This window comes from Streptomyces sp. SM1, assembly GCF_002910825.1.
GTDB classification, from domain to species: Bacteria; Actinomycetota; Actinomycetes; order Streptomycetales; family Streptomycetaceae; genus Streptomyces; species Streptomyces okerensis.
Map to the genome: position 1 here is coordinate 1 of NZ_NEUB01000882.1, position 18,218 is coordinate 18,218.

Here is an 18,218-nt window from a genome sequence, read left to right on the forward strand (position 1 = left end):
TCATCGCCGTCTTCGGAGTCGGCACCGGCATGTTCGGCACCCAGCTGCTCCAGGCGGACGATCTCGTGCGCGTCCGCGTCACCCGCCCGCCCCAGCTCGGCGGGCCCGGTGAGGTCGCCGGGCAGCCCGGTGTCGACGAGGTAGGCGGTGATCCCGCTGCCCCGCAGCAGCCGCCGCCCGGCCTCCAGCACGCCCAGCTCACGGCGCCGGGCGAGATAGCGGGCGGGCGGGCAGTGCGGCTCCAGGCCGAGCAGGGGCGGGCACCAGCGGCGTACGGCGAACCCGGTCTGGGTGTCGAAGAGGGTGGTGCCGGGGGCGGGCGGTCCCTCGGTACGGGCCAGCTGGGCCTCGAAGGTGCCGAGGCCCAGCTCCGTGCGGAGTACTCCGTGGCAGTACTGGTCCACGAGGGACGGCGGGTCGATCATCTCCGGACTCCCCCCGTGAGGACGCTGTCACTGCCTGCACGTCCTAACGGGTGAACCGGTCAGTAGGTGTTGCCCGGGGCGGATTCAGCCGTTGGAGGGGCCGCCGACCTGGATCCCCGCCATCCGGCTCCACTCGTACGGTCCCGTCCTCACCTTCGCAGCGAACTCGCCGTCGAAGTCCTCGTGGACGGTGATGCCCGCCTTCTCGGCGGCCTGGTTCGCGATCTCCGCGGAGGGCGCGAAGAGGTCGCCCCACTCACCGTCCTCGCCCACCAGGACGATCCGGGCGCCGCGCTGTCCGAGGTACTGGATGTTCCCCTCGGCGCCGCCGTGCGCCTTGGCGAAGCCGCCGATCTGCTGGGCGAGCCGGGCCGCCTTCTTCCCGGCTTTCGGGTCCACCTGCTGCGTGTCTGCCATGACCAGGATGCTACCGACGGGTAGATCGAACGGCGACGGGCGGGGTCCGTGGCCTTGGCCACGTACCCCGCCCGCGTGGCGGTCCGGGAGCGGCTACCGCAGGAAGGGGTCCACCGCGATGGCCACGAAGAGCAGCGACACATAGGTGATGGACCAGTGGAAGAGGCGCATCTCCTTGAGCTTCCCCCCCGTCACCTCGGCCTTGGCGCGGTGGAGCAGCGCGTGGGCCTCCCACAGCCACCAGCCGCCCGCCGCGAGGGCGACGGCCGTGTAGAACCAGCCGGTGTACCCGAGCGGGGTGAGCAGCAGCGACACCCCGACCATGACCCAGCTGTAGAGCACGATCTGCTTGGCGACCGCCTTGTTCCCGGCGACGACCGGCAGCATCGGCACGCCGACGCGCGCGTAGTCGTCCTTCACCTTCATGGACAGCGGCCAGTAGTGCGGCGGCGTCCAGAAGAAGATGACGAGGAAGAGGATGACCGGCGCCCACGCCATCGAGTTGGTGACGGCGGACCAGCCGATCAGGACCGGCATGCAGCCGGCGATGCCGCCCCAGACGATGTTCTGCGACGTACGCCGTTTGAGGATCATCGTGTAGACGACGACGTAGAAGAGGAGCGCGCCGAGGGAGAGCCAGGCCGACAGCCAGTTGACGGCGAGTCCGAAGAGCAGGGTCGACACGACCGCCAGGCCGATGCCGAAGGCGAGGCACTCGCGCGGGCTCACCATGCCGGTCACCAGCGGACGCTGCGAGGTGCGGTCCATCAGCGCGTCGATGTCGCGGTCGATGTACATGTTCAGCGCGTTGGCGCCGCCCGCGGACAGGTAGCCGCCGACGCAGGTCAGCAGCACCAGCCGCAGATCGGGCACGCCCCGCTGCGCCAGGAACATCACCGGGACGGTGGTGATGAGCAGCAACTCGATGATCCGCGGCTTGGTGAGTGCCACGAAGGCCATCACACGGGCCCCGAACGGCCGATGGGCAGTGCTCCGACTGGTCCCCAGCACCCCGGCTGGACGGGATTCAACGGCCGTCACGTACACCCCTACAGAGACATCCCAGCAAGCCTCCCCAGGTGAAGCGGGGGTAAGGGCTCGCGCGTACCACGCCACTCTAGACGTTGCCCAGACCCGGACATTCGCGGGGGTCGGCTCGTGTTGGAAGGGGTCCTCCCGGGCGGCTCGGACGGCGCCCTCCGAGGTGCGTCCATGAGCTCGATTGAGCACCCGGATGAGCGGCTCCGTATTCATCTGCCGAATGCGGAAACCAGCCGTCGGCAGGCGGATCGGAAAAGGTGCCCGCACTCTGGAAATGACCTGGAAAAACGCATGTCCTACGAGGGTAGGCTCGACCACGCCGGTGGGCAGTCACCGGTATCCGAATCCATGTGGAGAGGAGCCCTGACTCAGGGTGAGCACAAAGCCGACCACCACAGACCTCGAGTGGACCGAGTTGGACCAGCGGGCCGTCGACACCGCCCGCGTCCTGGCCGCCGATGCCGTACAGAAGGTCGGTAACGGCCATCCGGGTACGGCGATGAGCCTGGCACCTGCCGCGTACACCCTCTTCCAGAAGGTGATGCGGCACGACCCGGCGGACGCCGACTGGGTCGGGCGCGACCGTTTCGTGCTGTCCGCCGGGCATTCGTCCCTGACCCTGTACACGCAGCTGTACCTGGCCGGCTTCGGCCTGGAGCTGGACGACCTGAAGGCGTTCCGCACCTGGGGCTCGAAGACCCCGGGCCACCCGGAGTACGGCCACACCACGGGCGTGGAGACCACGACCGGCCCGCTGGGCCAGGGTGTCGCCAACGCGGTGGGCATGGCGATGGCCGCCCGCTACGAGCGCGGTCTGTTCGACCCGGAGGCCGCCGAGGGCGAGTCCCCGTTCGACCACTTCGTCTACTGCGTCGCCGGTGACGGCTGCCTCCAGGAGGGCATCTCCGCCGAGGCGTCCTCGATGGCCGGGCACCAGAAGCTGGGCAACCTGGTCCTGCTGTGGGACGACAACCACATCTCGATCGAGGGCGACACCGAGACGGCCGTCTCGGAGGACGTCACCAAGCGGTACGAGGCGTACGGCTGGCACGTGCAGCGCGTCGCCCCGAAGCCGGACGGAGACCTGGACCCCAGCGCGCTCTACGACGCGATCCAGGAGGCGAAGAAGGTCACGGACAGGCCGTCCTTCATCGCCATGCGGTCGATCATCGCCTGGCCCGCCCCGAACGCGCAGAACACCGAGGCCGCGCACGGCTCGGCGCTGGGCGACGACGAGGTCGCGGCCACCAAGCGCGTGCTGGGCTTCGACCCCGAGCAGTCGTTCGAGGTGACCGACGAGGTCATCGGCCACACCCGCAAGGCGCTGGAGCGCGGCGAGGCGGCCCGCGCGGTGTGGGAGAAGTCCTACCAGCAGTGGCGGGACAACAACCCGGAGCGCGCCGCCGAGTACGACCGGATCGCCGCGGGCGACCTGCCCGAGGGCTGGCAGGACACCATCCCGGTGTTCGAGCCGGGCAAGGGTGTCGCCACCCGCGCCGCGTCCGGCAAGGTGCTCCAGGCGCTCGGCGCGGTGGTCCCGGAGCTGTGGGGCGGCTCGGCCGACCTCGCGGGCTCCAACAACACCACGATCGACAAGACGTCGTCGTTCCTTCCCGCCGGCAACCCGCTGCCCGAGGCGGACCCGTACGGCCGCACGATCCACTTCGGCATCCGTGAGCACGCGATGGCCGCGGAGATGAACGGCATCGCGCTGCACGGCAACACCCGTATCTACGGCGGCACCTTCCTGGTGTTCTCCGACTACATGCGCAACGCGGTACGGCTGTCGGCGCTGATGCACCTGCCGGTGACGTACGTGTGGACGCACGACTCCATCGGTCTGGGCGAGGACGGCCCCACCCACCAGCCCGTCGAGCACCTCGCCTCGCTGCGGGCCATCCCGGGCCTGAACGTCGTCCGCCCGGCGGACGCCAACGAGACCGCGATCGCCTGGCGGGAGATCCTGAGCCGCTGGACGAAGGAGTTCGGCAAGGGCGCCCCGCACGGTCTGGCGCTGACCCGCCAGGGTGTGCCGACGTACGAGCCGAACGAGGACGCGGCCAAGGGCGGTTACGTGCTCTTCGACGCCGACGGCGGTGAGCCGGAGGTCATCCTGATCGCGACCGGTTCCGAGGTCCACGTCGCCGTCGGGGCGCGCGAGCAGCTGCAGTCCGCCGGTGTGCCCACGCGTGTGGTGTCCATGCCGTCCGTGGAGTGGTTCGAGGAGCAGGACCAGGGGTACCGGGACAGCGTCCTGCCGCCCTCCGTGAAGGCGCGCGTGGCCGTCGAGGCGGGGATCGGCCTCACCTGGCACAAGTACGTCGGGGACGCCGGCCGGATCGTGTCCCTGGAGCACTTCGGTGCCTCCGCCGACGGCAAGGTGCTGTTCAGGGAGTTCGGCTTCACGGCCGAGAACGTGGCGGCCGTCGCCCGGGCTGTACTGGATTCGACTACCGGGATCGCCGCAGCCCAGCGCTGACGCCCATATACGACACGTAGGAGATGGAATTTCCATGACAGACGCATTGAAGCGCCTTTCCGACGAAGGCGTCGCGATCTGGCTGGACGACCTGTCGCGCAAGCGGATCACGTCCGGCAACCTCGCCGAGCTGATGGACCAGCAGCACGTCGTGGGCGTCACCACCAACCCGACGATCTTCCAGAAGGCGATCTCCGAGGGCGACGGCTACGACACGCAGCTGACCGACCTCGCCGCCCGCAAGGTCACCGTCGAAGAGGCCATCCGCATGATCACCACGGCGGACGTCCGCGACGCCGCCGACATCCTGCGCCCGGTCTTCGACGCCACCGACGGCAAGGACGGCCGGGTCTCGATCGAGGTCGACCCGCGGCTGGCGCACAACACCCGTTCGACGGTCGCCGAGGCCAAGCAGCTGGCCTGGCTGGTGGACCGCCCCAACACGCTGATCAAGATCCCGGCGACCGAGGCCGGTATCCCGGCGATCGCCGAGACCATCGGCCTGGGCATCAGCGTCAACGTCACGCTCATCTTCTCCCTGGAGCGCTACCGCAAGGTCATGGACGCGTTCCTGACCGGCCTGGAGAAGGCCAGGGAGCGGGGCCTGGACCTGTCGAAGATCCACTCCGTGGCGTCCTTCTTCGTGTCCCGCGTGGACACCGAGATCGACAAGCGGATCGACGCGCTGGGCACCGACGAGGCGAGGGCGCTGCGCGGCAAGGCCGCGATCGCCAACGCGCGTCTGGCCTACCAGGCGTACGAGGAGGTCTTCGCCTCGGACCGCTGGAACGCGCTGGAGCGTGAGGGCGCCAACAAGCAGCGTCCGCTGTGGGCGTCGACCGGCGTGAAGGACAAGGCGTACAAGGCCACGATGTACGTCGACGAGCTGGTGGCGCCGAACACGGTGAACACCATGCCGGAGGCGACGCTGTACGCCACCGAGGAGCAGGGCGAGATCCGGGGCGACGCCGTCTCCGGCACCTACGAGCAGGCCCGCGCCGACCTCGACGCGGTCGAGGCGCTCGGCATCGCGTACGACGACGTGGTGCAGCTGCTGGAGAACGAGGGCGTCGACAAGTTCGAGGCCTCCTGGAACGACCTGCTGAAGTCGACCGAGGCCGAGCTGCAGCGCCTCGCCCCCTCGGAGGGCTGAAACCTTGTCGAGCAGCAATCCGCTGCGTGACCCGGCGGACCGACGGCTCCCGCGTATCGCGGGGCCGTCGGGCCTGGTCATCTTCGGCGTCACGGGCGACCTGTCGCGGAAGAAGCTCATGCCGGCCGTGTACGACCTCGCCAACCGGGGGCTGCTGCCCCCGGGCTTCTCGCTGGTGGGCTTCGCCCGCCGGGAGTGGGCGAACGAGGACTTCGCCCAGGAGGTGCACGACGCGGTCAAGGAGCACGCCCGGACCCCCTTCCGCGAGGAGGTCTGGCAGCAGCTCATCCAGGGCATGCGTTTCGTGCAGGGCACCTTCGACGACGACGAGTCCTTCGAGCGGCTGCGCGGCACGATCGAGGAGCTGGACAAGGCGCAGGGCACGGGCGGCAACTTCGCCTTCTACCTGTCGGTGCCGCCGCGTTCGTTCCCCGTGGTCATCCAGCAGCTGAAGAAGCACGGGCTGGCCGACCAGGCCGGCGGTTCCTGGCGGCGGGCGGTCATCGAGAAGCCGTTCGGCCACGACCTGAAGTCGGCCGAGGAACTGAACGCGATCGTCCATGAGGTGTTCGCCCCGGACCAGGTCTTCCGGATCGACCACTACCTGGGCAAGGAGACCGTCCAGAACATCCTGGCGCTGCGCTTCGCCAACACCATGTTCGAGCCGATCTGGAACCGGTCGTTCGTCGACCATGTCCAGATCACCATGGCCGAGGACATCGGCATCGGCGGCCGGGCCGGCTACTACGACGGCATCGGCGCCGCCCGTGACGTCATCCAGAACCATCTCCTCCAGCTGCTCGCGCTGACCGCCATGGAGGAGCCCGCCTCCTTCGACGCGGACGCGCTGGCGGCGGAGAAGACCAAGGTGCTCGGTGCCGTCAGGCTGCCGAAGGACCTGGGCCGGGACACCGTGCGGGGGCAGTACGCGGCCGGCTGGCAGGGCGGCGCGAAGGCGGTCGGGTATCTGGAGGAGGAGGGCATCGACGCCTCCTCGAAGACCGACACCTACGCGGCGATCCGCCTCGGCATCGACAACCGCCGCTGGGCGGGCGTCCCCTTCTATCTGCGCACCGGCAAGCGGCTGGGCCGCCGGGTCACCGAGATCGCGGTGGTCTTCCAGCGGGCACCGCACTCCCCCTTCGACTCCACCGCCACCGAGGAACTGGGCTCGAACGCGATCGTCGTCCGCGTCCAGCCCGACGAGGGCGTGACGGTCCGCTTCGGTTCCAAGGTGCCGGGCACGTCGATGGAGATCCGGGACGTGTCGATGGACTTCGCCTACGGCGAGTCGTTCACCGAGTCCAGCCCGGAGGCGTACGAGCGCCTCATCCTCGACGTCCTGCTCGGTGACTCCAACCTCTTCCCGCGTACGGAGGAGGTCGAGCTGTCCTGGAAGATCCTCGACCCGATCGAGGAGTACTGGGCCACCAACGGCAGGCCTGCCCAGTACCCGGCCGGTACGTGGGGACCCGTCGAGGCGGACGACATGCTCGAGCGAGACGGACGGAGCTGGCGCCGGCCATGAAAACAGACCTCACGGACACCACGGCCAGCAAGATCAACAAGGCGTTGGTGAAGGGCCGCCGTGCCATCGGCACGCCCGCCGTCGGCATGGTGCTGACACTCGTCGTCGTGACGGACGAGGAGAACGCCTACGACGCGCTGAAGTCGGCGAGCGACGCCTCGCACGAGCACCCCTCGCGCACGCTCGTGGTGATCAAGCGCGTCTCCCGTTCGCTCCGCGACCGCACCCGGTCCCGTCTGGACGCCGAGGTGCGGGTCGGCGCGGACGCCGGCACCGGTGAGACCGTCATCCTCCGTCTCTACGGCGACGTCGTCGACCACGCCCAGTCGGTGGTGCTGCCGCTGCTGCTGCCGGACGCCCCGGTGGTGGTGTGGTGGCCGGTCAACGCGCCGCTGGACCCGGCGCAGGACCCGCTGGGCGCGCTGGCCCAGCGCAGGGTGACCGACACCTACGCCTGCGAGAAGCCGGTGGAGGAACTCGCCGCCCGCGCCGCCGCCTACACCCCCGGCGACACGGACCTGTCGTGGACCCGCATCACGCCCTGGCGTTCGATGCTGGCCGCGGCGCTGGACCAGGTCGCCTGCCAGGTGCAGGGCGTGGAGGTGGAGGGCGAGGAGTTCAACCCGAGCTGTGAGCTGCTGGCGATGTGGCTCGCGGACCGGCTGGACGTCCCCGTCAGGCGCTCGCGCTCCGCCGGGCCGGGTCTCACGGCGGTCCGTATGGACACCGACTGCGGTCCGATCTCGCTGGACCGCGCCGACGGCTCGCTGGCGACGCTGTCGATACAGGGTCAGCCCCAGCGCGCGGTGGCGCTCAAGCGCCGGGAGACGGCGGAGCTGATCGCGGAGGAGCTGCGCCGCCTCGACCCGGACGACACCTACGCCTCGGCCCTGCGCTACGGCGTGGAGCGCCTGAAGTCACCGAACGGGGACGGCGCACCGGCCAAAGGAGAACGGGAAGGGGTCCCGGCGCCCGTCGAGTCGGCTGCGAAAGCTCCCGCGGACCGGGCGACGGCGCAGGCACCGGTGAAGAAGGCGGCGGCGAAGTGAGTACGACACCGCAGCTGGTCGTGCACCGGGACAAGGAACTGATGGCGCAGGCGGCCGCGGCCCGTCTGATCACCAGGATCGTGGACGCGCAGGCCTCCCGGGGGTCGGCGTCCGTGGTCCTGACCGGTGGCCGCAACGGCAACGGGCTGCTGGCCGCGCTGGCCGCGGCCCCGGCCCGGGACGCGGTCGACTGGTCCCGGCTGGACCTGTGGTGGGGCGATGAACGCTTCCTCCCCGAGGGCGACCCGGACCGCAATGTCACCCAGGCGCGCGAGGTGCTGCTCGACTCGGTGCCGCTGGATCCGGAGCGCGTGCACGCCATGCCCGCGTCGGACGGCCCGTACGGCTCGGACGTGGACGCGGCGGCGGCCGCCTACGCGGAGGAACTGGCCGCCGCGGGCGACCCGGTCCCCGACTTCGACGTCCTGATGCTGGGCGTGGGCCCGGACACGCACGTGGCGTCCCTCTTCCCGGAACTTCCGGCGGTCCGGGAGACGGAACGCACGGTGGTCGGCGTGCACGGCGCCCCCAAACCCCCGCCGACCCGGGTGACGCTGACCCTCCCGGCGATCCGGGCGGCCAGGGAGGTATGGCTCCTGGCCGCGGGCGAGGACAAGGCGGAGGCAGCGGCCATCGCCCTGTCGGGCGCCGGCGAGATCCAGGCTCCGGCAGCGGGCGCCCAGGGCCGCTCCCGCACCCTGTGGCTCCTGGACGCGTCAGCGGCCTCCCAGCTCCCCCGCGCCCTCTACCCGCCGGCGTCGGCATAGACAGCCCGTCCGGCGTTTGAGGACAAGGCCCGTCCAGGGTCGAAGGGGGTCCGGGGCGCAGCCCCGGGAACGGGACGGGAAGGGGCGGCGGGGGCGGGATCCCCCACCGTCCCCGCCGCCGCTCCCCTACTTCACCGACCCCGCCATGACCCCCTGCACGAAGTGCCGCTGGAACGCGAAGAACACCACGACCGGCACGATCAGCGACAGGAACGCCCCCGGCGCGAGCACATCGATATTGCTCCCGAACTGCCGGATCTGCGACTGCAGCTGCACCGTCAGCGGCTGCGAGGAACTGTCCGCGAACAGCAGCGCGACCAGCATGTCGTTCCACACCCACAGGAACTGGAAGATCGCGAGGGAGGCGATCGCCGGCCGCCCCACCGGCAGCACCAGCCGGGTGAAGATCCGCCACTCGCTCCCCCCGTCCATCCGCGCCGCCTCCAGCATCTCCTTCGGCATCTCCGCGAAGTAGTTCCGCAGCAGGAACACCGCGAACGGCAGCCCGTACGCCACATGGAAGAGCACGACGCCGGGGATCGTCCCGAACAACCCCAGCTGGCCGAAGAGTTTGGCGACCGGCAGCAGCCCGATCTGCACGGGGACGACCAACAGCGCGACGACGGCGAGGAACACGGCGTCCCGCCCCGGGAAGTCCAGCCACGCGAAGGCGTATCCGGCGAGTGCCGCGATCACCACGACCAGCACGGTCGTCGGCACGGAGATCAGCACGGTGTTCCAGAAGGCCTGGGTGATGCCCGAGTTCTCCAGCAGCGCCGAGTAGTTCTCGAAGGACAGCTGCCCCGGGCCGGTGAACACGGTCCACCACCCGCCCTTCGCCGTGTCCTCCGCCGACCGCAGCGAGGACAGGAACAGGCCCGCCAGCGGAGTCATCCACACCAGCCCGATGACCACCAGGAACGCCTGCACCACCGCGTTGCCCAGCGCACGCCGCACCGCGTTCATCGCTCACTCCTTCGGAAACGGCGGACGTTGAACACCATGGCCGGGATGACCAGGAGCAGCAGCAGGACACCGAGCGCGCTGCCCAGCCCCTGGTTGTTGCCGCCGCCGAAGGACACCAGCCACATCTGGGTCGCCAGCACGGTCGCGTCCGCCTGCACGGGCCCTGGCGCGATGATGTAGACGAGGTCGAAGACCTTCATCACGTTGATCACCAGGGTCACGAAGACGACGGTGAGGACCGGCCCGAGCAGCGGGACGGTGATCCGGCGGAAGATCTGCCACTCGTTGGCTCCGTCCATACGGGCGGCTTCCAGCGCGTCCCGGGGCAGGGCGGCGAGCCCCGCGCCGATCAGCACCATCGCGAACCCGGTCCAGATCCACAGGTACGCCCCGATGATCGCCGGTGTGACGAGCGCCGGGCCCAGCCAGGAGATGCCGTCGTAGGGCGGGGCGAAGTTCGACGAGGGCAGCTTCAGGGCGTACGAGCCGCCGTCCAGTCCGGTGAAGCGGAAGGATCCGTCGGCCGCGGTGGTCGTGCGGGCGACCGTCCCCCCGTCGCGCACGGCTTCCACGGTGACCCCGGGCAGTCCGCTCTCCTCCCGGTCCACCACGCCCGGCTCCCCTCCTCCGCCGGGCGTGAAGTCGAGGTACACCACACCGCGCACCTCGTCGGCGCCGGCCTTCCCCGCTGCCGCCCCGGCGGCGGGTTCGGCGTCGCCCGGCAGGTCCTTGGGGGCGACCCCGACCAGACCCAGCAGCGTCGTCGTCCCCCCGGGCGACACCTCCGCTCCGGTGGCGTACGACCCGTCCGGCCCCTTGGTCAGCCCCTCGCCGTCACGCGCGCGGGCGGCCGGATACGAGGAACTGCCCTCGAAGGCGTCGTGCACGGAGACGACGGCGGCGTTGAGGACGCCCTTGTCCGGGTCCTCGTCGTAGGCGAGCCGGAAGATGATGCCGGCCGCGAGGAAGGACACCGCCATCGGCATGAACAGCAGCAGCTTGAAGGCGGTGGCCCAGCGGACCTTCTCCACCAGGACGGCCAGGATCAGCCCCAGCCCGGTCAGCAGTGTCGGCGCGACCACGACCCAGATGGCGGTGTTGCGGACGGCCTTGAGCGTGGTCGGGTCCCGGAACATCTCGGCGTAGTTCCCGCCGCCCACGAACTCGTTGCCGGAGGCGTCGAAGAAGCTGCGGCCGATGGAGAACAGCACCGGGTAGACCACCAGCGCGCCCAGCAGGAGCAGCGCGGGGAACGCGAACAGCAGGGCGATGACCCGCCCCCGACGGCGCAGGCGTCGGCCGCGCGCGCCGTCGGGGTGCACAGGTGCCGGAGGGTTCGCCTCTTTCACCATGGTGGCGGTCATGGCCGTCAGTTCCCGTAGGCCTTGGCGGCGGCCTTCTCGAGCTCGGCCGCGGTCTTCGCCGGGTCGGCCGGGTCGCGCAGGAAGTCCTGGAGGATCTTCCACTCGCCGGCGCCCTTGGTGCCGCCGAAGGCCGCGGGAGCCTGGTCGGACATGTCGAAGCGGACGGAGTCGCCGGCGGCGATCAGGGACTCGGCAGTGGCGCGGGTGACGTCGTCGCCGTAGGAGGAGGGGTCGAGCTTGCTGTTCGGGGAGAGGAAGCCGCCCGTCTCGGCCCACACGGCGGCGGCCTCGGGGGTCGCCAGGTACTCCAGGAGCGCCATGCCGGCCTTGCCGTTCTTGCCGTCCTTGAGGACGACGGCCGCGTCGCCGCCGCTGACCACGGGGGCCTTGCCGTCGCCGACCGGCGGGAAGGGGAAGAAGTTCGCGTCGGTGCCGATGCTCTTGCCGAACTGGTCCTTGGCGACACCGGCGACGAAGTCGCCCTCGTAGACCATGGCGGCCTCGGCCTCGGGGCCGAAGACCTTCTCCACCGAGCCGGGGAAGTCGGTGTTGAGGGCGCCCTTCTGGCCGCCCGCGATCAGCTGCTTGTCCTTGAAGAGTTCGCCGAGGGTGGTGAGCGCCTCGACGACCGTCGGGTCGGTCCACTTGATCTCGTGCGCGGCGAGGGCGTCGTACTTCTCGGGGCCGGCCTGGGAGAGGTAGACGTTCTCGAACCAGTCGGTGAGGGTCCAGCCGTCCTGTCCGGCGACGGAGAAGGCGGCGAGTCCGGAGTCGGAGATGGTCCGCCCGTCCTTCAGCATGGCGTCGTACGTCTTCGGCGGGGTGACACCGGCCTGCTCGAGGGCCTCGGGGCTGTACCAGACCGTCGACTTGTGGGCGGCCTTGAAGTAGAGGCCGTACAGCGTGCCGTCGACGGTGCCGTAGTTCTGCCAGACGTCGGCGAAGTTGTCGCCCACGGTGGTCTTGACCTCCGCGTCCAGCGGCTTGAGCCAGCCGTTCTCGGCGAACTGCTCGAGTACGCCGGCCTGCGGGACCATGACGACGTCGGGGGCGTTGCCGCCCTCGATCTTGCTGCCGACGACGGTGGAGACGTTGTCGCCGGTGGAGACGAACTGGGTCTTGGCACCGGTCTTCTCGGTGAAGGCGTCCAGCACCTTCTGGAAGTTCTTCTGCTCGCTGCCGGACCAGACACCGGCCACGGTGACGGTCTGGCCGTCGAGCGACTTGTCGCCGCCGCCGGCCGCGACGGGTTCGTCGCCGCCGCAGGCGGTCGCGCCGAGCGCGAGGACGAGGGCGGTGCATCCGGCGAGCAGGGTGGTACGTCGTCGCATCATCATCGATGTCCCTTCGGAGATACGGGAGTTGACCTGACTTGCTTACTTCTCGGGCATGGGCGCCCGTCTCGGGCGCCCGTTTCAGGAGCCGTCGATCCACCAGGCGGCGGTGGAGCCGGGGAGCACTCCGGGCGGGCAGGGTCCGCTGGCGAGCAGCGGGGTGCCGGGGACCGGAGCGGGTACGGGGGCCGCGGTGAAGTTGACGGCACAGACGAGGCCGTCGCCGCGGCTGAAGGCGAGGACGCCGGGCTGGGTGTCCAGCCAGCGCAGCGTGCCCTCACCCAACTGGGGCAGCGCTGACCGCAGTTGCAGTCCGTCTCGGTACAGGTGCCAGGAGGAGCGGGTGTCGGCGAGGGCGCGGTGGGTGGCGTACTCGGCGAAGTACTCCGGCTGCGGCAGCCAGGGTTTGGCGCTCTCGGCGCCGGAGGTGAAGCCGAACGGGGAGGCCTGCCCCGACCAGGGCAGCGGCACCCGGCAGCCGTCCCGTATCCGCGCGCGGCTGCCGGTGCGGCGGAAGATCGGGTCGGTGAGCACGTCGTCGGGCAGGTCGACGACCTCGGGCAGGCCCAGCTCCTCGCCCTGGTAGATGTACGCGGCTCCGGGCAGCGCCAGCATCAGCAGGGCGGCGGCGCGGGCGCGGGCGGCGCCGAGTCCACTGCCCTCGGGGGCCGGCTCGCCGTAGCGGGTGACCGTGCGGACCTGGTCGTGGTTGTTGAGGACCCAGGTGACGGTGGAGCCGGTGCCGGCGATGTCCTGCATGGCCTCGGTGATGACCTTGCGGAAGGCGTCGTCGTCCCAGGGGGCGCCGAGCAGGTCGAAGAAGAAGGCCTGGTGGAGCTCGTCGGCGCGGACGTACCGGGCGTGTTCGCGGGCGGTGGGGACGGAGACCTCGCCGACCATGAGGCGTTCGCGGCCGTCGCGGGCGGTGTACTCCTCGCACACGGCGCGCCAGTGCCGCCACACGTCGTGCACCTCGGGCTGGTTCCAGGCGAGCGGGTTGACCGAGTCGCGGGTGCGGGCGTCGGCCTCCGGGTCCGGGGAGTCGGGCAGGGCGGGGTGCTTGAAGAGGCCGGCGGCGACATCGATACGGAAGCCGTCGACGCCCCGGTCCAGCCAGAAGCGCAGGGTGCGGTCGAAGTCGGCGGCGACCTCGGGGTCGCGCCAGTTCCAGTCCGGCTGTTCGGGCGTGAACATGTGCAGGTACCACTGGCCGGGGCTGCCGTCGGGCTCGGTGACGCGGGTCCAGGCGGGGCCGCCGAACATGGCGTGCCAGTTGTTCGGCGGTTCGGCGCCGTCCGGTCCGCGGCCGTCGGCGAAGTGGAACCGGGCGCGTTCGGGACTGCCGGGGGCGGCGGCGAGGGCGTCGCGGAACCAGGGGTGCTCGCTCGAGCAGTGGTTGGGGACGATGTCCAGCAGGACCTTGACGCCGAGGCGGCGGGCGGCGGCCGCCAGCCGGTCGAACTCGGCGAGGTCGCCGAAGACGGGGTCGACGTCGCGGTAGTCGGCCACGTCGTAGCCGTGGTCGTGCTGCGGCGAGGGGTAGAAGGGGCTCAGCCAGATCCCGTCCACGCCGAGCTTCTTCAGGTACGGCAGTCCCGCCCTGACCCCTGCGAGATCGCCGATGCCGTCACCGGTGCTGTCCAGAAAGCTGCGGACGTACACCTGGTAGATCACCGCGTCACGCCACCAGTGGTGCCTGTTCACCCCGTTGACCTGTCTGTGAGGAGCGTCGTTCGTTATGCATACATGTTAGGTAGACATGTCGAGAGGGTGTCAATGAAGTTGCCCAAGCTACCGCGGGGTTGGGGTGCTCATATCGATACTTACGTGGACGCAACGGGCACACTTGAGATGCCCGCGTTACCTAACATGTAACTAGGAGAGGGTCCGGCTCTACCGTGAGGAGACGGCGGCGAGCTCGCCCGCCAGCCGGCGCACCGCGTCCTCGGGCGTCTGCCGCCCGGTCATCGCGTCGTGCACCACCGCCTGCACCACCAGGCTCACCTGGTCGTAGTGCGGGCTCTTGGGTCGCGGAGCGGCGGCGAGCACGCTCTCGCGCAGGGTCGGCAGGTAGGGGAACCGCCGGATCAGCGCCGGATCCTCGTACACGTCGGCCCGTACGGGCGGCAGCGCGCCGCGCGTGAGCACCTGGCGCTGGACGCGCTCGCTGGTGAGGTACGCGATCAGGCGCGCGGCGGAGTCGGGGTGCCGGGCATGGCTGCTGACGGCCAGGTTGGAGCCGCCGAGAACACTGGTGCCAGGACCGTCCGGTCCCGGCAGCGGTACGGCGCCGACCTGGCCGGCGACCTCGGAACCGGGTGCGGAGGCGGCCACGTAGGCGTACGGCCAGTTGCGCAGGAAGAGCAGCCGGCCGTTCTGGAAGGCCTGCTTGGACTCCTCCTCCTTGTACGCCAGCGCCTCCCCGGGGATCCAGCCCTCGCGGACGCCGCGGGCCAGGAAGCCGATGCCCTCCCTGGCCGCCCGGGAGTTCACGGTGACCCGCTCGCCCTCGTCGCCGAGGATGCTGCCGCCCGCCGAGTACACGGCCTCGGCCGCGTTCACGGTCAGGCCCTCGTAGGGGAGGAACTGGCCCGCGTAGCCGTCGAGTCCGTACGCGGGGGCGACGGTCTTCGCGGCCCGCTCCAGCTCGGCCCAGGTGCGCGGCGGCGGGACGCCCGCTTCGGCGAGGACGTCCCGGCGGTACAGGAGCAGCCCGGCGTTGGTGACGTACGGAACGGCGTACAGCCGGTCGTCGTAGGTCGCCGTGGCCACGACCGGGGGCAGGAAGGTGCCGAGCGGGAAGCGGTCCTGGGGCAGCGGACGGATCCAGCCGGCGGCGGCGAACTCCGAGGTCCAGCTGACGTCGATGTTGAGCACGTCGAACCGGCCCCGCTCGCCGCCGCGCAGGTCCGTGATCATCTGCGCCCGGGTCTCGTCCGCGGAGTCGGGCAGCTCGACGAGGGTGACCTTCTCGCCGGGATGGGTACGGTTCCAGCCTTCGAGCACCGAACCGAGATAACCGGTGAGATCGCCCGCCGTGGCCAGGGTGAGCGGTCCGCGACCGCCCCCGCTTGCCTCGTCGGCCCGCGCGCCGGAGGCGACGTATCCGGTCAGGACGACGACGAGGACGAGAAGGGCCCTACCCGCGGCATGGATCCGCCGCATAGGTTCCTCCCTGTACACCTGCACCCGGGCACCCTTGCCGGGGTCAGTGGCCATGTATACCTGTTAGGTATGGGCGATACTAGGGCCTGCGGCACATTGCCCACAGGACGCGAGGAGGAGAGCACGAGTGCGGCTGCCCCTCCTGGCGCTGCTCGCCCGCGGCCCGGCCCACGGCTATGAGCTCAAGCAGGACCTTGAGCAACTGCTGGGCTCCGCGTACCCTCAGCCGAACGTCGGCCAGATCTACGTCACCCTCGGCCGCCTCGAGAAGTCCGGACTGATCGAGGGCGAGGCCATCGAACAGTCCAGCCGGCCCAACAAGAAGGTCTACCACCTCACCGACGCCGGGCGGGAGGCGCTGCGCGTCTGGTACGAGGAGACGGCTGACGAACCGCGGGTGCGGGACGAGTTCTTCATGAAACTGGCGCTGGCCCCGAAGACCGGTCTCGCCGACCGGATCGCCCTGATCAACAGGCAGCGGCGGCAGTACCTGAACACCATGCGGCAACTGTCGAAGCTGGCCGCCGCGGAAGACCGGGACAACCGCGTCTCCCACCTGCTGATCGAGGGCGCCATGCTGCATCTGCAGGCCGACCTCGACTGGCTGGAACGGTGCCAGGAAGAGCTGGAAGAGCTGGAGGAACTTCGGTGAGCGAGAGCGTTGCTGAAGTGCTGCGCGCCGAAGGCCTGGTCAAGACGCATCACGGCGAGGGCGCCCCCGCGCATGCCGTGCGCGGGGTCGATCTCCGGGTGACGGGGGGCGAGTTCGTGGCGATCACCGGTCCGTCCGGTGCGGGCAAGTCGACACTGCTGCACCTGCTCGGCGGGCTCCAGCGGCCGGACGCGGGCAGTCTCTGGCTGGACGGCGAGCGCACCGACGGCTACAGCGAGGCCCGCTGGGCCGTGGAGCGCCGCAAGCGCATCGGGATCGTCTTCCAGTTCTTCAACCTCGTCTCCGACCTGTCGGTCGCCGACAACGTGGAGTTGCCCGCACTGCTCGCCGGGGTGGCGCCGAGGAAGGCGCGGGCCGGGCGGGAGGAGCTCCTCACCGAGCTCGGCCTCGAGGGCAAGGAACGCAGCATGCCGGGCGAACTGTCCGGCGGTGAGCAGCAGCGGGTCGCCCTCGCGCGGGCGCTGGTCAACCATCCGCCGCTGCTGCTGGCCGACGAGCCCGCGGGCAGCCTCGACAGCAAGGGCACCCGCGAGGTGATGCGCCTGCTGTCCCGCTTCCACCGGCGTGGGCAGACCATCCTGCTGGTCACGCACGACGCCCGGCTGGCGAGCGCCGCGGACCGGGTGATCAGCTTCTTCGACGGCCGGATCGCCGACGACGCGGAACTCGACGGCGGCACACCGCCGCGCCGGGCGGGAACATCGGGTGTGCTGGAGCTCAGGGACTGACATGCGCTGCCACGACCGTCCTTCGAGGGGCTGACCGCCGGTGCGAGCGACTCTGCGCTGGGCGCACTCCGACCTGCGGACGCACCGCGGCGAGGCGCTGTTCCTGGTGCTCGCCACCGCGGGCATCGTCGCGTCCCTGCTGCTGGCCGCGGCCCTCTTCGGGTATGCCACCAATCCCTGGCAGCGGGTCTTCACCCAGGCGCACGGCGCTCATGTCACGCTGCACACCACCGCCTCCGCCGACGCCGGGAGGCTGGCCGGCCTGGACGGTGTGGAGTCCGTCGCCGGCCCCTACCCGACGGCCTCGCTCACCCTCGCCTCGCGGGGCGTCCGTGCCTCCGTGGAGATGCGCGGCACCTCCGCCGAGCCCCGGGTGGGCCGCCCGCTGGTCACCTCCGGACACTGGCTGGACCCGGCGACCCCCGACGGGGTGGTGCTGGAGAGCCGGCTCGCCCGCGCGCTGCTGACGGCCCCCGGTGACACGCTCACCGTGCCCGGCACCGCGCGGAAGCTGACCGTGGTGGGCGTCGCCGACAGCGCGGAGCCCCGCTACCGGCCGGGGGAGCGCACGGGCCTGGTGTGGGCCCTGCCACCGGCGGTCACGGACCCGGGCGGCCACGTGGTGGGGCTGCGGCTGACCGACCCGGGAGACACCGGGTACGCGGTGCAGCGGGCGGTGACCGAACTGGGCGCCGGGGCGATCGGCGAGGTGTCCACCTGGCAGCAGGCGCGCGCCGAGGCGCAGGGCGACAACCGGCTCCTCGGGCAGGTACTGGGCCTGTTCGGGCTCGGCGCGCTGGTCGCCGCCGGGTTCGCCGTGCACGGGGCGATCGCCACCCGGATCCGGGGGCATCTGCGCGACCTCTCCATCCTCAAGGCGATCGGCTTCACACCCGGCCAGGTCGTCCGTGTCTTCCTCATCCAGCACCTGGTCTACGCCTTGCTCGGGGCCGTGGCCGCCGCCGCGCTCACCGAGGCGCTGGGCAGCGCGGTGCCGGGACGTCTCGGCGACGCGGTCGCCGTGTGGCAGGGGCTGCCCGGGCACACCGTGGCACTGTTCACGGTGCCGGCCGGGGCGGTGATCCCGTACCTGCGCGAGACCGGATTCCGGATCCGTCCGCGGTTCGAC

The 18,218-nt window shown here is 70.8% G+C and carries 15 protein-coding genes and 1 pseudogene; 8 read left to right on the top strand and 8 right to left on the bottom strand.

Annotation, left to right across the window (positions count from 1 at the left end; all coding sequences use genetic code 11):
• The 3 genes and pseudogenes from B9S61_RS29485 to B9S61_RS29495 form a co-directional block, all read right to left on the bottom strand.
• Positions 1 to 425: pseudogene (locus B9S61_RS29485) on the bottom strand (amidohydrolase); the annotation flags it as partial.
• 84 nt (positions 426 to 509) lie between these two features.
• Complete coding sequence (locus B9S61_RS29490) at positions 510 to 842, bottom strand: hypothetical protein (RefSeq protein ID WP_103544968.1); 333 nt, start codon at positions 840 to 842, stop codon at positions 510 to 512.
• Between the two features lie 93 nt (positions 843 to 935).
• Positions 936 to 1,889, bottom strand: a complete 954-nt coding sequence (locus tag B9S61_RS29495; protein WP_181007599.1) for a heme o synthase — start codon at positions 1,887 to 1,889, stop codon at positions 936 to 938.
• Positions 1,890 to 2,256: 367 nt separating this feature from the next.
• On the opposite strand from B9S61_RS29495, the gene tkt reads away from it, so the two are divergent.
• The 5 genes from tkt to pgl are packed head-to-tail and all read left to right on the top strand — an operon-like array spanning position 2,257 to position 8,859.
• Complete coding sequence (tkt, locus tag B9S61_RS29505) at positions 2,257 to 4,362, top strand: transketolase (RefSeq protein WP_103544970.1); 2,106 nt, start codon at positions 2,257 to 2,259, stop codon at positions 4,360 to 4,362.
• A 34-nt stretch (positions 4,363 to 4,396) separates the two neighbouring features.
• Positions 4,397 to 5,515 carry a transaldolase gene (gene tal, locus B9S61_RS29510; protein WP_103544971.1) on the top strand — a complete coding sequence of 373 codons (1,119 nt, stop codon included), beginning with the start codon at positions 4,397 to 4,399 and terminating at the stop codon, positions 5,513 to 5,515.
• A 4-nt stretch (positions 5,516 to 5,519) separates the two neighbouring features.
• A complete protein-coding gene (zwf, locus tag B9S61_RS29515) occupies positions 5,520 to 7,043 on the top strand; it encodes a glucose-6-phosphate dehydrogenase (protein ID WP_103544972.1) in 1,524 nt (507 codons plus the stop codon).
• Positions 7,040 to 8,092 carry a glucose-6-phosphate dehydrogenase assembly protein OpcA gene (opcA, locus tag B9S61_RS29520; RefSeq protein WP_103544973.1) on the top strand — a complete coding sequence of 351 codons (1,053 nt, stop codon included), beginning with the start codon at positions 7,040 to 7,042 and terminating at the stop codon, positions 8,090 to 8,092. The genes zwf and opcA overlap by 4 nt, the downstream gene beginning before the upstream one ends.
• Positions 8,089 to 8,859 carry a 6-phosphogluconolactonase gene (pgl, locus tag B9S61_RS29525; RefSeq protein ID WP_103544974.1) on the top strand — a complete coding sequence of 257 codons (771 nt, stop codon included), beginning with the start codon at positions 8,089 to 8,091 and terminating at the stop codon, positions 8,857 to 8,859. The genes opcA and pgl overlap by 4 nt, the downstream gene beginning before the upstream one ends.
• Positions 8,860 to 8,985: 126 nt before the next feature.
• On the opposite strand, the gene B9S61_RS29530 is transcribed toward pgl, so the two are convergent.
• The 5 genes from B9S61_RS29530 to B9S61_RS29550 form a co-directional block, all read right to left on the bottom strand.
• Positions 8,986 to 9,825: a carbohydrate ABC transporter permease gene (locus tag B9S61_RS29530; RefSeq protein WP_103544975.1), complete on the bottom strand. Its 840-nt coding sequence runs from the start codon at positions 9,823 to 9,825 to the stop codon at positions 8,986 to 8,988.
• Positions 9,822 to 11,189: an ABC transporter permease subunit gene (locus B9S61_RS29535; protein ID WP_103544976.1), complete on the bottom strand. Its 1,368-nt coding sequence runs from the start codon at positions 11,187 to 11,189 to the stop codon at positions 9,822 to 9,824. Before B9S61_RS29535 ends, B9S61_RS29530 begins: the two co-directional genes overlap by 4 nt.
• Positions 11,190 to 11,194: 5 nt before the next feature.
• The gene (locus B9S61_RS29540) at positions 11,195 to 12,523 is read right to left on the bottom strand and encodes an ABC transporter substrate-binding protein (protein WP_103544982.1); all 1,329 of its coding nucleotides are present in this window, start codon (positions 12,521 to 12,523) and stop codon (positions 11,195 to 11,197) included.
• Positions 12,524 to 12,604: 81 nt separating this feature from the next.
• Positions 12,605 to 14,227 carry a glycoside hydrolase family 13 protein gene (locus B9S61_RS29545; protein WP_103544977.1) on the bottom strand — a complete coding sequence of 541 codons (1,623 nt, stop codon included), beginning with the start codon at positions 14,225 to 14,227 and terminating at the stop codon, positions 12,605 to 12,607.
• 189 nt (positions 14,228 to 14,416) lie between these two features.
• The gene (locus B9S61_RS29550; RefSeq protein ID WP_103544978.1) at positions 14,417 to 15,688 is read right to left on the bottom strand and encodes an ABC transporter substrate-binding protein; all 1,272 of its coding nucleotides are present in this window, start codon (positions 15,686 to 15,688) and stop codon (positions 14,417 to 14,419) included.
• A gap of 127 nt (positions 15,689 to 15,815) precedes the next feature.
• Between B9S61_RS29550 and B9S61_RS29555 the strand changes: the two genes are divergently transcribed.
• The 3 genes from B9S61_RS29555 to B9S61_RS29565 form a co-directional block, all read left to right on the top strand.
• A complete protein-coding gene (locus B9S61_RS29555) occupies positions 15,816 to 16,340 on the top strand; it encodes a PadR family transcriptional regulator (RefSeq protein ID WP_103544979.1) in 525 nt (174 codons plus the stop codon).
• The gene (locus B9S61_RS29560) at positions 16,337 to 17,089 is read left to right on the top strand and encodes an ABC transporter ATP-binding protein (protein ID WP_103544980.1); all 753 of its coding nucleotides are present in this window, start codon (positions 16,337 to 16,339) and stop codon (positions 17,087 to 17,089) included. Before B9S61_RS29555 ends, B9S61_RS29560 begins: the two co-directional genes overlap by 4 nt.
• Positions 17,090 to 17,129: 40 nt before the next feature.
• The coding region (locus B9S61_RS29565) for an FtsX-like permease family protein (RefSeq protein WP_146064981.1) at positions 17,130 to 18,218 on the top strand (1,089 nt) is incomplete at its 3' end.

Coding starts and splice junctions, on each gene's coding strand:
- B9S61_RS29535 (WP_103544976.1), bottom strand. CDS start 11,189: ATGACCGCCACCATGGTGAAAGAGGCGAACCCTCCGGCACCTGTGCAC.
- opcA (WP_103544973.1), top strand. CDS start 7,040: ATGAAAACAGACCTCACGGACACCACGGCCAGCAAGATCAACAAGGCG.
- B9S61_RS29540 (WP_103544982.1), bottom strand. CDS start 12,523: ATGATGCGACGACGTACCACCCTGCTCGCCGGATGCACCGCCCTCGTC.
- tal (WP_103544971.1), top strand. CDS start 4,397: ATGACAGACGCATTGAAGCGCCTTTCCGACGAAGGCGTCGCGATCTGG.
- B9S61_RS29490 (WP_103544968.1), bottom strand. CDS start 842: ATGGCAGACACGCAGCAGGTGGACCCGAAAGCCGGGAAGAAGGCGGCC.
- B9S61_RS29550 (WP_103544978.1), bottom strand. CDS start 15,688: ATGCGGCGGATCCATGCCGCGGGTAGGGCCCTTCTCGTCCTCGTCGTC.
- B9S61_RS29530 (WP_103544975.1), bottom strand. CDS start 9,825: ATGAACGCGGTGCGGCGTGCGCTGGGCAACGCGGTGGTGCAGGCGTTC.